Origin of the sequence: Vogesella fluminis (assembly GCF_014652335.1) — a bacterium.
GTDB lineage: Bacteria > Pseudomonadota > Gammaproteobacteria > Burkholderiales > Chromobacteriaceae > Vogesella > Vogesella fluminis.
Genome location: NZ_BMYP01000026.1, coordinates 1 through 12,761, shown reverse-complemented (window position 1 = coordinate 12,761; position 12,761 = coordinate 1). Strand labels below are relative to the sequence as shown.

The 12,761-nt window shown below is 64.8% G+C and carries 12 protein-coding genes; 9 read left to right on the top strand and 3 right to left on the bottom strand.

Going from position 1 to position 12,761, the window contains the following annotated elements:
* Positions 1-71 precede the first annotated feature (71 nt).
* Complete coding sequence (locus IE083_RS10830; RefSeq protein WP_189353617.1) at positions 72-1,313, bottom strand: NAD(P)/FAD-dependent oxidoreductase; 1,242 nt, start codon at positions 1,311-1,313, stop codon at positions 72-74.
* Between the two features lie 104 nt (positions 1,314-1,417).
* Complete coding sequence (locus tag IE083_RS10825; RefSeq protein ID WP_189353616.1) at positions 1,418-2,197, bottom strand: ABC transporter substrate-binding protein; 780 nt, start codon at positions 2,195-2,197, stop codon at positions 1,418-1,420.
* Between the two features lie 427 nt (positions 2,198-2,624).
* Here IE083_RS10825 and IE083_RS10820 point away from each other — a divergent pair, with 427 nt between their 5' ends.
* The 9 genes from IE083_RS10820 (at position 2,625) to IE083_RS10780 (ending at position 11,859) form a co-directional block, all read left to right on the top strand.
* The gene (locus IE083_RS10820) at positions 2,625-3,593 is read left to right on the top strand and encodes an ornithine cyclodeaminase family protein (protein ID WP_189353615.1); all 969 of its coding nucleotides are present in this window, start codon (positions 2,625-2,627) and stop codon (positions 3,591-3,593) included.
* Between the two features lie 104 nt (positions 3,594-3,697).
* Positions 3,698-4,330 carry a helix-turn-helix transcriptional regulator gene (locus IE083_RS10815; RefSeq protein ID WP_229799718.1) on the top strand — a complete coding sequence of 211 codons (633 nt, stop codon included), beginning with the start codon at positions 3,698-3,700 and terminating at the stop codon, positions 4,328-4,330.
* A 190-nt stretch (positions 4,331-4,520) separates the two neighbouring features.
* The gene (locus tag IE083_RS10810) at positions 4,521-4,937 is read left to right on the top strand and encodes a hypothetical protein (RefSeq protein ID WP_189353613.1); all 417 of its coding nucleotides are present in this window, start codon (positions 4,521-4,523) and stop codon (positions 4,935-4,937) included.
* 13 nt (positions 4,938-4,950) lie between these two features.
* Positions 4,951-7,071, top strand: a complete 2,121-nt coding sequence (locus tag IE083_RS10805; RefSeq protein ID WP_189353612.1) for a 4Fe-4S binding protein — start codon at positions 4,951-4,953, stop codon at positions 7,069-7,071.
* A 245-nt stretch (positions 7,072-7,316) separates the two neighbouring features.
* The gene (locus IE083_RS10800) at positions 7,317-8,543 is read left to right on the top strand and encodes a nitrous oxide reductase family maturation protein NosD (protein ID WP_189353611.1); all 1,227 of its coding nucleotides are present in this window, start codon (positions 7,317-7,319) and stop codon (positions 8,541-8,543) included.
* Positions 8,536-9,462, top strand: coding sequence for an ABC transporter ATP-binding protein (locus tag IE083_RS10795; protein WP_189353610.1), 927 nt, complete (start codon positions 8,536-8,538; stop codon positions 9,460-9,462). The genes IE083_RS10800 and IE083_RS10795 overlap by 8 nt, the downstream gene beginning before the upstream one ends.
* Positions 9,459-10,274, top strand: a complete 816-nt coding sequence (locus IE083_RS10790) for an ABC transporter permease (protein ID WP_189353609.1) — start codon at positions 9,459-9,461, stop codon at positions 10,272-10,274. Before IE083_RS10795 ends, IE083_RS10790 begins: the two co-directional genes overlap by 4 nt.
* 461 nt (positions 10,275-10,735) lie before the next feature.
* The gene (locus tag IE083_RS10785; protein WP_189353608.1) at positions 10,736-11,245 is read left to right on the top strand and encodes a nitrous oxide reductase accessory protein NosL; all 510 of its coding nucleotides are present in this window, start codon (positions 10,736-10,738) and stop codon (positions 11,243-11,245) included.
* On the top strand, positions 11,245-11,859 hold the full coding sequence (locus IE083_RS10780; RefSeq protein ID WP_189353607.1) for a response regulator: 615 nt from the start codon (positions 11,245-11,247) through the stop codon (positions 11,857-11,859). Before IE083_RS10785 ends, IE083_RS10780 begins: the two co-directional genes overlap by 1 nt.
* 141 nt (positions 11,860-12,000) lie before the next feature.
* Here IE083_RS10780 and IE083_RS10775 read toward each other — a convergent pair.
* A partial coding sequence (locus IE083_RS10775; protein WP_229799717.1) for an IS66 family transposase occupies positions 12,001-12,761 on the bottom strand: 761 nt, incomplete at its 5' end.

Here is a 12,761-nt window from a genome sequence, read left to right as displayed (position 1 = left end):
CAGGCCGGTGTTACATGACAGGCTGCCGGATCTGGTCAGGATGCGGGCCTTTTGCATCTGTGCACCCCGCGCTACAGGAAGCGCGCCGGTGCGTATGGCGCCGGATCGGTGAACGGCGTCTCGCCGCAGATCACCTGCGCCAGCAGTTGGCCGCACACCGGCCCCAGTGTCAGGCCGTGGTGGGCGTGGCCGAAGTTGAACCACAAGCCCTTGTGACGCGGCGCGGCGCCCAAGGCCGGCCGCATGTCCGGCAGGCAGGGGCGGCTGCCCAGCCACGGCGTGGCGTCCAGCCGCTCGCCCAGCGGGAACAGCCCGCGCGCCAGCACCTCGGCCTGCTCCAGCTGCGCGTAGTTGGGGGCGGCATCGCGCCGCGCCAGCTCCACGCCGGTGGCGATGCGTAGGCCGCGCTGCATCGGCGACACCACGAAGCCGCCTTCCACATCGGCCACGGTGTAGTTCAGCCCCGGCCCCAACGGCTGGTAGTGCATGTGATAGCCGCGCTTGGTCTGCAGCGGGATGCGGTAACCCAGCGGCTGGAACATGTCGTCCGACCACGGCCCCATCGCCGCCACCACCTGCGCCGCGCGCAGCGTGCCCTGCTTGGTGCCGATCTGCCAGTCACTGCCATCCGGGATCAGCGACGTGGCTTCCTGTTGCAGCAGCGTGCCGCCCAGACTTTCGAAGTAACGGGCATAGCCGCGGGTCAGCGCACCCGGATCGCTGATGCGCTGCGGGTCGCGCCAGTGCACGGCGCCGGCAAAGCCCTCGCCCAGCCCCGGCTCGGCGGCGCGCAGCTGCGCCGCGTCCAGAATCTGCAGCTGCAGGCCGTGTTCGGCGGCGATACGGCGCGCGTTGGCGGCCTCGGCGGCAAAGCCTGCCTCGCTGCGGTAGGCCTCGTACAGGCCGTCGTCGCTGCACAGGTCCCGCATGTTGGCCGCGGCAATCAGCGTCGCGTGTTCGTCCAGGCTGCGGCTGATCAGCGGCAGCATGTCGCGCGCGGCGGCGGCGAGGCGGTGCGGTGCGGACGCGCGGAAGTAGCGCCACAGCCACGGCGTGCTCTGCAGCAGGCTGGACGGTTGGTAGCGCACGTCGGTGGAGCGGTTGCGGCCGATGCGCAGCACGCTGGCGAGGTCGCGCGGGAAGCCGTAGGGCACCACGGCGGCGCGCTCCAGCAGGCCGGCGTTGCCGTGGCTGGTTTCCTCGCCGGGGGCACGGCGATCCAGCAGCGCCACGCGCTGGCCGCGTTGTTGCAGGGCGATGGCGCTGGAGACGCCGATCATGCCGGCGCCGAGGACAATGATGTCGAAATCCATGTTTTGCTTCTTTCAGATGCAGTTGCCATGGGCGCTGCGGCCAGCGGCCATGGCAACGGAATCTGCAAGGTTGGCCGCAGCCTGCGGCCAACCTTGCACGCCGCTTACTTGGCGATGATGTCGCGGTGGAAGTATTTCATCGAAATGCGGCTCAGGGTGCCGTCCTGCTTCAGGCTGGCAATCGCCTTGTCCAGCTCGGCCTTGCGCGGATCGCCCTTGCGCACGCCCATGCCGGTGCCCTCGCCGAGGGTGGCGAAGTCGCTGATCACGCCGCCGGCAAAGTCAAAGTCCTTGCCCTGCGGCTTGCTGAGGAAGCCTTCCATCGCAGTCTGCGCTTCCTGCACGCCGGCATCCAGACGGCCGGAGGCCAGATCGAGGAAAATCTGCGCCTGGTCGCGGTAGGCGACCACCTTCACGCCGTGCTTCTCCCAGTGCTTGCGCACGAAGTCTTCCTGGGTGGCGCCCTGCAGCACGCCGACGGTCTTGCCCTTCAGGCTGGCCACGGTCGGTGTCAGCTTGCTGTCGCGACGCGCCACCATCTGGATCGGCACGATGTAGATCGGGACGGTGAAGTCGATCGACTCGCGGCGCTTGGCGGTGATGTTCATCGCCGAGTTGATGGCGTCGAATTTCTTCGCCTTCAGGCCGGGGATCAGGCCCTCGAACGAGGTTTCCACCCAGCTGCACTTGGCGGCCATGCGCTCGCACACTGCCTTGCCGACATCGATGTCGAAGCCGACCAGCTGGCCGTCGGCCTGCTTGCTCTCGAACGGCGGGTAGAACGGCTCCAGCCCCATGCGCAGCGGCGCACCCTGCGCCATGGCGGTACCGGCGAGGCAGGCCAGCAGAGGGAAAACGGCATTGCGAACGCGTTTGCTGATCATGAAATGTCTCCTTTGTTCCTGTAGCGGGTAACGTCCCGTCCCGTTGCGCCTGGCCAGACCATGGCGCCTGCGTGGTTTGGCAGCCGGCGGGGCTGCGTTCACGTCTTGCTTTGGCTCGGTCACAAGATAGACATTTTTTCCACTTTGGACAATTAATTTATAGAAAATCTGACCGCCACCCGCCAGACACGGCGGTCAAAGCCGATCTCTTCATGACAAAACCATGTCGCAAATTGCAACTTATCACTTAAATAACAATAACTTGACGTCAAATCAACATCAAAAAACGTACGCAAAACCCTGTGGAATTGGTAATCGCACAATTTGTAGACTTTTTTTCCACAATGGAATTTAATACAACAAACAAGCCTGCCCGCCGCGGCCGACCGCCCGGCAGCGCCCGACCACGCCAATACGAGAGCCCAGCATGAACCCCATCGACCACCACGCCGCGCCCCTGCTCCTCAACCAGCAACAGGTGCGCGACTACCTGCCGGCGCTACCGGTGCGCGCCGCGCTGAGCGCGCTGTTCCAGGCACTGGCGCACGAGCGCGCGGTGCAGCCGGCGCAGACGCTGACCCTGTTTCCACAGGGCGCCGGCGACGTCATCACCTATCAGGGCGTGCTGGCCGATGCCGGCGTGTTCGGCGCCAAGCTGTCGCCCTACATCGTCACCGACGGCCGGCCGGTGATCAGCGCCTGGACCAGCCTGATGTCGATGCACACCGGCCAGCCGCTGCTGTTCTGCGATGCCGGCCTGCTGACGGTTGAGCGTACCGCCGGCACCAGCGCGCTGGCCATCGACCTGCTGGCGCGCCAGGACAGCCGCCAGCTGACGCTGATCGGCTGCGGCGCGCTGGGCCAGGCGCACCTGCGCCACGTGCTGCCGCTGCGCGACTGGCAGCGCATCCGCGTGTACGCGCCGGATCTCGCCGCCAAACCGGAACTGCAGCAGCAACTGCAGGCGCTGGATGCGCGCATCGAGATCAGCAGCAGCGTCGATGCTGCCTGCGATAACAGCGACGTGATCATGCTGTGCACCTCCTCCGCCAGCCCGGTGCTGGACCCGGCCACCCTCAGCAAGCCGGCGCTAATCACCTCGATCAGCACCAACGCTGTCAACGCGCACGAGGTGACACCGGCCAGCCTCGCCGCGATGGACGTGTACTGCGACCACAAGCACAGCACGCCGGACAGCGCCGGCGAGATGGTGCTCGCCAGCCAGGCCGGCAGCTGGCAGCGCGAGCGCGTCGTCGGTGACCTGGCCGATCTGGTCAGCCGGCGCTGCGCGCTGCCGGACTACCAGCGCCCGGTGTTCTTCCGCTCCATCGGCATGGGGCTGCAGGACATCGCCATCGCCTGCGCGCTACTGCAACAGGCCCAGGCCGCGCAATGAGCCCGAGCGCGGACGGTCTGGCGGCAGCCGGCGGGCACAGTGCTTGTGCCCTGCCCGTCGCATCAGGCACTATCGCTGTCCCTGCCGATGCGCCCGACCCGACCATGACGTCCACGCCCAGCCCCACGCCGCAGCCATTGCTGCTGTCGCGCTACAGCCACCTCGCCGACAGCATCGCCAAGCTGTTCTTTCCCTACGCCGAGGTGGTGATCCACGACCTGGCGCAGCAGCGCGTGCTCTACCTCGCCAACAACCTGTCGCGGCGCGAGATCGGCGACGAGTCGGCGCTGGAGGAAATCGAGCGCACCATCGCCGAACGCTACGTCGGGCCGTATGAAAAGGTGAACTGGGACGGCCGCAAGATGCGCTGCGTCAGCTCGGTGCTGTTCGACGACGCAGGCGTGGCGCTGGGGGTGATGTGCATCAACTTCAACATCGCGGTGTTCGAGGACATGCACGGCATGCTGGGCATGTTGCTGAAGGGCGCCGGGCTGGTGGAACAGCCGGCGGAGCTGTTCCGCGACGACTGGCAGGAGCGCATCAACACCTTCATGCACCGCTGGCTGCAGGAGCGGCAGCTGGCGCTGAACACCCTGTCGCGCCAGCACCGCAAGGAGCTGGTCGAGGCGCTGTACGCCGAGGGCGCCTTCAACGGCAAGAGCGCCACCCACTATATCGCCAACGTGCTCGGCCTCGGCCGCGCCACGGTGTACAAATACCTGCAGACGCTGAAATAGGCGTCCGCCAATGAAAAAGGTTGGCCGCAGCGCTGCGGCCAACCTTGAACAGGTTCTGACACTCGCCAGCCGGCACAGCCGGCGTACGATGTCGTCGGTGATGATGTTTGCGTCGTAATTGCAACAGTCACACCGCATTGGCATGACATACGTCAATCCCTGCGACAAAATGCCGCGCCATAATCGCCGCATGATGTCGTCAAACCACTTGTCCCGTCTTGCCCTGTTCCTGCCGCTGCTCGCCGCACCTGCCTGGCTGCTGTACTCCTCGGTCGGCAGCCAGACGGCAGCCGCACCTGCCGAGATTGCCATTGATTGTGCCGACCCGCAGCTGGGCTGTCGCGCCGGTGCACTGCAGCTGCGCTTTGCCGAACCGCCATCCGGCATGAAGCCGTTCCGGGTGGATATTGCCAGCCCCACACAGCCGGTGCTGCAGCTGGAGATGGCCGACATGGCAATGGCGCCGGTGCGCTACCGTGCCACTGCCGCCGGCAACGGCCAGTGGCATGCCCGCCTCAGCCTGCCGTTGTGCTCCACCACGTCCAGACGCTGGCTACTGACCATAGAAACCGACGGTAAACGCTACGCACTGCCGTTTGTCGCCTGAGCCGGAGATTCTCATGCTGCATCACCTATTGCTTGCCATCTGCACCTTGCTGCTGTCCGCTATCGCTACCGCATCTTCCTATGAGGCCAAGCTGCCGGAACAGCTGACCAGCGATCCGGACATGTGCCGTTACCTGGACTGCAAGGCCGTGCTGCCGCAGGCCGCCAGCTTTTCGCCACGCCAGGGCAAGCCGCCGTACGTGATCGGCCGCGATGCGAATGGCCGCACCACCGGCTATGTGTATCTCTCTACCGACGTGGCAGACATTCCCGCCTACTCCGGCAAGCCGGTGGTAACGCTGGTCGGCATGGACGCAAGGGGCAAAATCGTCGGCGTACGCATCCTCAAACACAGCGAACCCATTCTGCTGCTGGGCATCCCGGAGCAAAAGCTGACCGATTACGTGAACCAGTACCTGGGACACATGGCCGGAACCCGCTTCGAGCTGGGCAAGAGCGACGACAAGGCGGTAGCGCTGGACGCCATCTCCGGCGCCACGGTGACGCTGATCGCCGAGAACCAGCTGCTCACCCGCACCAGCCAGGCGATTGCGCGCCAGGCCGGCCTGATCAAGCAGCAGGCGCGCGCGCAGGCGAAGTTTGCCGACGACGGCAAGATGCGCGACTGGGCGGCGCTGCAGGTCGACGGTGCCGTGCAGCCGTTGCGGGTAGAGCACGCCGATGTCGGGCTGCCGGATACGGGCAAGCCCTACCTCGACCTGCACTTCGGCTACCTCAACCAGCCGCAGGTTGGCCGCAGCGTGCTGGGCGAGGCCGGCTGGCGTGAACTGATGGCCCGGCTGAAACCCGGCGAGCATGCCATCTTCGCCATCAACGACGGTGCTGCCTCATTCAAGGGCTCCGGCTTCGTGCGTGGCGGCATCTACGACCGCGTGCAGCTGCGCCAGGGCGACGAAGTGTACACCTTCCGCGACAGCGACTACCTCAACCTGTACGCCATGCAGGCTGCCGGTGCACCACGCTACCACGAGTCGGCAATCTTCATCGTGCGCGATGCGACGTTCTCCGCCGCCTACCCGTTCCACTTCGTGTTCCTCGCCAACCGTCAGGAACAGGAAAGCAGCCAGAAGACCTTCGTCAACTTCGCCAGCGAATACTGGCTGCCAGACGCCTACCTGCAGGGTGGCCGCCCGGCCGACGGCCGCGAGCTGCCGGCATGGCAGAAAACCTGGCAGACGCGGCTGCCGGAAGTGATCACCTTCGGTGCCTTCCTGCTATTCACACTGCTGTTCTATGCCCAGCGTGACCGCCTGGCGCGCACCAGCAGCCGCCGCGACAAGCGCCGCATCGACTGGCCACGTTATGTACTGTGGGGCGTCAGCGTCGCCGTGGTCGGTTTCGCCGGCATGGCGCAGCCGTCGGTCACCCAGCTGCTGACGCTGCTGCACGCACCGTTCGAAGGCTGGCGCTGGGAGCTGTTCCTGTCCGATCCGCTGATCTTCCTGTTCTGGATCTTCATCGCCGTCAGCCTGCTGCTGTGGGGGCGCGGCGTGTTCTGCGGCTGGCTGTGCCCGTTCGGCTCGTTGTCCGAGGGGCTGTACCGTGTTGCCGGCAAGCTGGGCCTCAAACGCTGGCAACGACAACTGCCGCAACGCTGGCACGACAAACTCAAGTGGCTGAAGTACGGCGTACTGGCAATGTTGGTGGCAGCATCACTGCACTCCATGGTGCTGGCCGAACAGCTGGCCGAGGTGGAGCCGTTCAAGACCACCTTCCTGGTCGGCATCTGGCAGCGGCCGTGGCCGTACGGGTTGTTCGTCGCCGCGCTGCTGGCACTGTCGCTGTTCACCGAGCGGCCGTACTGCAAATACCTGTGCCCGCTTGGTGCCGGCCTCGCCATCCCTTCCTGGCTGCGGGTATTTGCGCTCAAGCGCAAGCGCGACTGCGGCCCATGCCAGGCCTGTACCGTGCAGTGCGGCGCGCAGGCCATCGCCAAGGACGGCCGCATCGACCCGGCGGAGTGCCTGCACTGCCTGGATTGCCTGGTGTACTACTACGACGACCACGCCTGCCCGCCGCTGGCCAAGGAGCGCAAGCGCCGCACCAAGGCCGGCGAGGCACTGACACCTATCGGCCGCGACGGCTACTACATCCCGATACGGGAGGTGAAATGAGCGTGCGCCACAGTAAGCAGGCAAAAACCCTATCTGCCACAGAAGAACACAGAAAAACACAGACCGAAATGCGCCCACCGCTCGGCAACGCCTGGGCGCAAGCGCTGCGTGCGCAACTGGCAACGGTCGCTCGCCACGCGGCATGCCCTCGCCAAGCAGAACCGCCTCCGCCGCGCCAAGCACTGCCTTCCGTGTCCTTCTGTGTTCTTCTGTGGCAAAAGATCGCCTTTCATTGCCTCCCCTGGATGCTGCTGACCGCCGCCGCCCACGCCGCCAGCTGGCAGGTGCAGCCCGGTGACGACCTCGCCGCCGTGGTGCGCGCCGCCGCGCCCGGCGACACTGTCAAGGTGGCGCGTGGCCATTACCGCACCCGGCTGTTGATCGACAAACCGCTGACCCTGATCGGCCAGTTGCGGCCAACCTTGAGTGGCGGCGAGGCCGGCGACGTGATCCGCGTCACCGCACCGGACGTACGCATCGAAGGCTTCATCGTGCGCGATTCCGGCAGCGACCTTGGCGCCCAGCATGCCGGCATCTACCTTGCCCCCGGCGCCCACCGCGCACGCGTCATAGGCAACGATTTCGCCTGGGTGCTGTTCGGCTTGTGGATCGAGAAGGCCGACGACGTGCTGGTGGCCGGCAACCGCATCACCGGCAAGCGCGACTTTGCCAGCGCGCAGCGCGGCAACGGTATCCAGCTGTACAACACCCAGCGCGCACGGGTGATAGGCAACGACATCAGCTTCGTGCGCGACGGCATTTATGTAGATGTATCGCACCAGGCGCTGTTCCGCGGCAACCGCATGCACCACGCCCGCTACGGCAGCCACTACATGAACTCCTACCACAATGTGTGGGAGGACAACGAGGTATACCGCAACCGCGGCGGGCTGGCACTGATGGAAGTACGCGACCAGATCGTGCGCCGCAACAAGGCGTGGGGCAACAGCGACCACGGCATCATGCTACGCACCATCCAGGATTCGGTGATCGAGGACAATATTGTTGCCGGCAACGCACGCGGTTTCTTCATCTACGACGCGGAGTACAACACCCTGCGTCGCAATCTGGTGATCAACAACCGCACCGGCGTGCACCTGTCGGCCGGTTCCTTCCGCAACAGTGTCTATAACAACGACTTCATCCATAACCGCGAACAGGTGCGTTATGTCGCCAGCCGCGATGAACCGTGGGGCGTTGACGGCGGCAATTACTGGAGCAACTACCTGGGCTGGGACCAGAACGGCGACGGCGCCGGCGACGTGCCCTACCAGGCCAACGACGTGGTGGACCGCCTCAGCTGGCGCCACCCGCAAATCAAACTGCTGCTGGCCAGCCCGGCGGTACACACCCTGCGCCTGGTGGCGCGGCAGTTTCCGCTATTGCGGGTGCCGTCCATCGTGGACGCCCATCCGGCACTCGCCCCCCATCACCGCGACTGGAGACACTGGCTTGCAACGCAATATGATTGAGTTACACGCGGTCTGCCGCCGCTTTGGCGCGCAGCTGGCCGTAAACCAGGTCAGCCTGACGGTGGCGCCCGGTGAGCTGTTCGGCCTGATCGGCCACAACGGCGCCGGCAAGTCCACCTTGTTCAAGCTGATGCTGGGCCTGCTGGCACCCGACAGCGGCGACATCCTGCTGGACGGCGTGTCGATACGCGGCGCCAGCTTCCGTGATGTGCGCCGCCGCATCGGCTACCTGCCGGAAAACGTGGTGCTGTACGACAACCTGTCCGCCAGCGAGACACTGGCCTTCTACGCCAGGCTCAAGGGCGTGCCGCTGACGGCATGCGCGCCGCTGCTGGCCGAGGTCGGTCTGGCAGATGCCGCGGCCCGCCGTGTCGGCACCTACTCCAAGGGCATGCGGCAGCGCCTGGGCTTTGCCCAGGCATTACTGGGCAGCCCGCAACTGCTGCTGCTGGACGAACCCACCACCGGCCTGGATCCGGAAGGCATCCACGACTTCTACCGCATCGTCGAGGCACGGCGCGCGCACGGCTGCACCGTGATCCTCAGCTCGCATATCCTGGCCGAAATCGAGCAGCGCGTGGACCGGCTGGCGATGTTGGCCGGCGGCAAGTTGGCCGCAATCGGCAGCGTTGCCGAGCTGTCGGCTGGCATCGCGCTGCCGGTGGCGGTGGAGCTGGTCAGTGCCGCGACCCACCACGACACGCTTGCTGCCAGCCTCGCTGCTGCCGGCTTTGCCTGCCAGACCAAACCGCACGGCCTCAGTCTGGCCATCGCCCGCCACGACAAGGGACGGCTGCTGGCCGCGCTGGCACCGTTGGCCGCGACGCTTGCCGACGTCCGCTTTATCGAACCGACGCTGGAAGCGGTATTTCTCGGCCACCGCCACGCCAGTATCCACGACACAGGAGCCAGCGCATGACATCGCATCCACTACTGGTCATCGCCGCCAAGGAATGCCGTGACCGCATCCGTAACCGCTGGGTGCTGGCCGTCGCCGTATTGTTCGCGCTGTTCGCACTGGCCATCGCCTGTTTCGGTCCGGCGCAACAGGGGCTGGTCGGCTTTCAGGGCATCGCCCCCACCATCGCAAGCCTGGTCAGTCTGGTGATCTACCTGCTGCCGCTGATCGCGCTGATACTGGGCTTTGACAGCGTGGTCGGCGAGCGTGAACGTGGCTCGCTGGATTTGCTGCTGTCGATGCCGCTCACCCGCGGCGAATTGCTGCTGGGCAAGTACCTGGGTCTGGCGGCGGCACTGACGCTGGCTACCGTCGGCGGTTTTGGCGTGGCCGGTGCCGTGCTGGCACCACAGCTTGATGCTTATGCCGCCTGGCATTACGCCGGCTTCATCGTCAGTGCCCTGTTGCTGGGTTATGCCTTTCTCAGTCTGGCGCTGCTGATCAGTGTCGCCAGCCGCGAGCGCACACGCGCCAGCGGTGCCGCTATCGCACTGTGGTTCGCGCTGGTACTGGTGTTCGACCTGTTGTTGCTCGGCGGTATGGTATTGCTGGGCGATACCGTCGGCTGGCTGTTCGGCGCCCTGCTGCTGGTCAATCCGGCCGACGTGTTCCGCATGCTCAACATCTTTTCCTCCGAACAACTGCAAAGCTATTACGGTCTGGCTACTGCCCTGCCCGGCGCCCTTACCCATCCGGTCACCCTGTGTGCGGTGATGCTGGCGTGGATTGCCCTGCCGCTGGCTATCGCCGGGCGGCTGTTTGCGCGGGCGTAGGAATTTTTTGCCACAAAACCCCTAAAACCATTTGGCCACGAAACCCACGACAGGCACGAAACCCACGACAGGCACGAAACAAAACCAAAGACATTTTTAGCCACGGAAGCACACAGAAGACACGGAAGAAAATCCACCCCGACCTCAGCCGTGTCCATGCCGCGCAGGGCAACGCTATTGACCAGGTCGGCTGATTTCTGGATTCATTGCCCCGGCGAAAGCCGGGGTCCAGCGACTGGTGCCGCTACAACGGCATAAGTTCAGACTTCAGCCGGCCGGATCAATAAGCAGCAGACCCATGCGTTTCTTGCGGCCAACCTTGGGTACTCTTGCTTTTTTCCGTGTCTTTCCGTGTGCTTCCGTGGCTAAAAATGGTTTCGGGTTTCTTTCGTAGGTTTCGTGGCTGAAATCGGTTTTCCCTCGGTTATTTCCGAGGCCAACCACTCCATACGAGGTTTGTTATGAACAAGCGCCTGTTATTGACCCTGTTGTTTTCCGCCGTACTCGCCGCCTGCAGTGAGCCGGCAGCCAAACTGGCCGGCGATGCCTTGCAGCTGGCACGCGATACCGCGTGTGCACTGGATGGCATGTTGCTGGCTGACTACCCTGGCCCCAAGGGCCAGATCCGCTATCAGGATGGCCAGGTAGACGCCTTCTGCGACACTGTGGAGTTGATCGCCATGCTGAAAACGCCGGAAAGCACGCGCAGCATCAGCGGCGCCTACGTGCAGGACATGGCCAAGGCCGAATGGGAAAACCCGCAAGGCCACTGGATAGATGCCAAAACTGCGTTCTATGTGGCCGGCAGCAAGCTGCACGGCAGTATGGGGCCGACCTTTGCCAGCTTCGCCCAGCGTGCGGAAGCGGATGCCTTCGCCCGGCACAACGGTGGCAAGGTATATGGCTATGCTGCCATCAGCGCGGACATGGCGCGGCTGGATGGCGGCGTACTGAACGATGGAGGCATGTGATGGCGCGCAGTGACTTCTTTCGTGGCCTGCCCGCCGGTTGTGGCGCCCGCATCGAACCCCTGTCGCTGCGCCAGTACCAGTTGCGCGAGGCCGGCAAGACCCTGCAGCAAGGCAGCGGCTACCCCGATGCAGATGCCTTGCTGGCGGCCATCGTAGCTGGCGACTGCCCCCCGGACCCCGGCTACGAATACTATCTGGCGCAGGCCATCGTGGCTCGTGAGCTGGCACACACCCGCCAGGCGCTGCAGCGGGCCATTGCCGGCCAGGATGATATCGAAGACAGCCCGCAGCAGGCCCTGCAGGTCGCCATCACGACCCGCCATGGCGCGGCCTACCCGACACAGCTGCTGCACCATGACGCACTGGTGCTGACTGGTCTCGACGGTGCACAACTGCTGCTGCGCCTGCTGTCACCGTGCCAGTGGCGGCTGGTGTGGCAGATGACGGATGGCATCTGGGCGCTGGACACCCTGCCCGGTGCCACTGCACCACGGCTGAGCCGACCGGACGGTAGTCAGCTGCGGCTGGCCACCCCCGCTCCGGCACAACTGCCCGCCCTGCTGGACTGGCTATTGACCGACAGCGCACCGGTCCGGCTGGCGGCGGGCGTCTGAGCAGACACGGTTACACCGCGCGGGCGTGTACTTGCGGCCAACCTTGCCCGGGACGGGCTGCGGCCGCCGGTGCGGCATCCGGCTGGCACGGCCGTTCAACTCCGGCATGACCGGCACCTGCCCAAATGGCTCTGTCGTTGTTCAGGGTTTTAGCGGCAGCAATTCGTCGATGCGGCTGTTCGGCCAGGCGGGAAGTTTTTCAAGGGTTTCTTTCAGCCAGGCCAATGGCTCCAGTCCATTGAGCTTCGCCGTAGCCAGCAGACTTTGAATCGCAGCGGCACCGCGACCGGCACGTTCGCTGCCAGCAAATAACCAATTCTTTTTCCCGACCGCGATCGGACGAATGGCATTCTCGATCGGGTTATTATCGATCGGCAGATCGCCGGTTTCGGCGTAACGGGCAAAGGCTGGCCAGCGGCGCAGTGTGTAGTCGATGGCTTTGCCCAAACCGCTGCCGTTGGCCACGCCGGGGCGCAGCGCGACCAGCCAGTCGTGCAGCGACTGCAGCTCGGGTTGGGCTTGTTCGGCGCGCAAGTGCGCACGATCTTCTATGGAGTCGTCTCGTGCCGTGGCTTCGATGGCGTACAGTCGCCCGATCCGCGTCAACACATCTTCTGCCACAGGATGGCCGCCGGCGGCATGTAATTCGAAGAACTTGCGGCGAGCATGCGCACCCAGGCGATTCAGCCAAGGCGTAGTGGACATCGGCATCGCCTTTGTTGGCTGACGGGGATTGGTCAAAGGGTGAAGCGATAGCACGCGATGACTTTGCGAAGGGAATTTTTTCTGTCGAAAGCTGATGCAATTGGGATGACACAACCTGTCCATCTGTGGGAACATACTAGCAGCCTGTCGGACTTGGGCCTGCCCGAAGGCGGAATAGTGAAACGCAGGGCTGTTTT

Bases quoted from the DNA above. Each gene is read 5' to 3' on its own strand.
- IE083_RS10790 (WP_189353609.1), top strand. From the start codon at position 9,459: ATGACATCGCATCCACTACTGGTCATCGCCGCCAAGGAATGCCGTGAC.
- IE083_RS10780 (WP_189353607.1), top strand. From the start codon at position 11,245: ATGGCGCGCAGTGACTTCTTTCGTGGCCTGCCCGCCGGTTGTGGCGCC.
- IE083_RS10800 (WP_189353611.1), top strand. From the start codon at position 7,317: ATGCTGCTGACCGCCGCCGCCCACGCCGCCAGCTGGCAGGTGCAGCCC.
- IE083_RS10810 (WP_189353613.1), top strand. From the start codon at position 4,521: ATGATGTCGTCAAACCACTTGTCCCGTCTTGCCCTGTTCCTGCCGCTG.
- IE083_RS10785 (WP_189353608.1), top strand. From the start codon at position 10,736: ATGAACAAGCGCCTGTTATTGACCCTGTTGTTTTCCGCCGTACTCGCC.
- IE083_RS10805 (WP_189353612.1), top strand. From the start codon at position 4,951: ATGCTGCATCACCTATTGCTTGCCATCTGCACCTTGCTGCTGTCCGCT.
- IE083_RS10820 (WP_189353615.1), top strand. From the start codon at position 2,625: ATGAACCCCATCGACCACCACGCCGCGCCCCTGCTCCTCAACCAGCAA.
- IE083_RS10795 (WP_189353610.1), top strand. From the start codon at position 8,536: ATGATTGAGTTACACGCGGTCTGCCGCCGCTTTGGCGCGCAGCTGGCC.
- IE083_RS10815 (WP_229799718.1), top strand. From the start codon at position 3,698: ATGACGTCCACGCCCAGCCCCACGCCGCAGCCATTGCTGCTGTCGCGC.
- IE083_RS10830 (WP_189353617.1), bottom strand. From the start codon at position 1,313: ATGGATTTCGACATCATTGTCCTCGGCGCCGGCATGATCGGCGTCTCC.
- IE083_RS10825 (WP_189353616.1), bottom strand. From the start codon at position 2,197: ATGATCAGCAAACGCGTTCGCAATGCCGTTTTCCCTCTGCTGGCCTGC.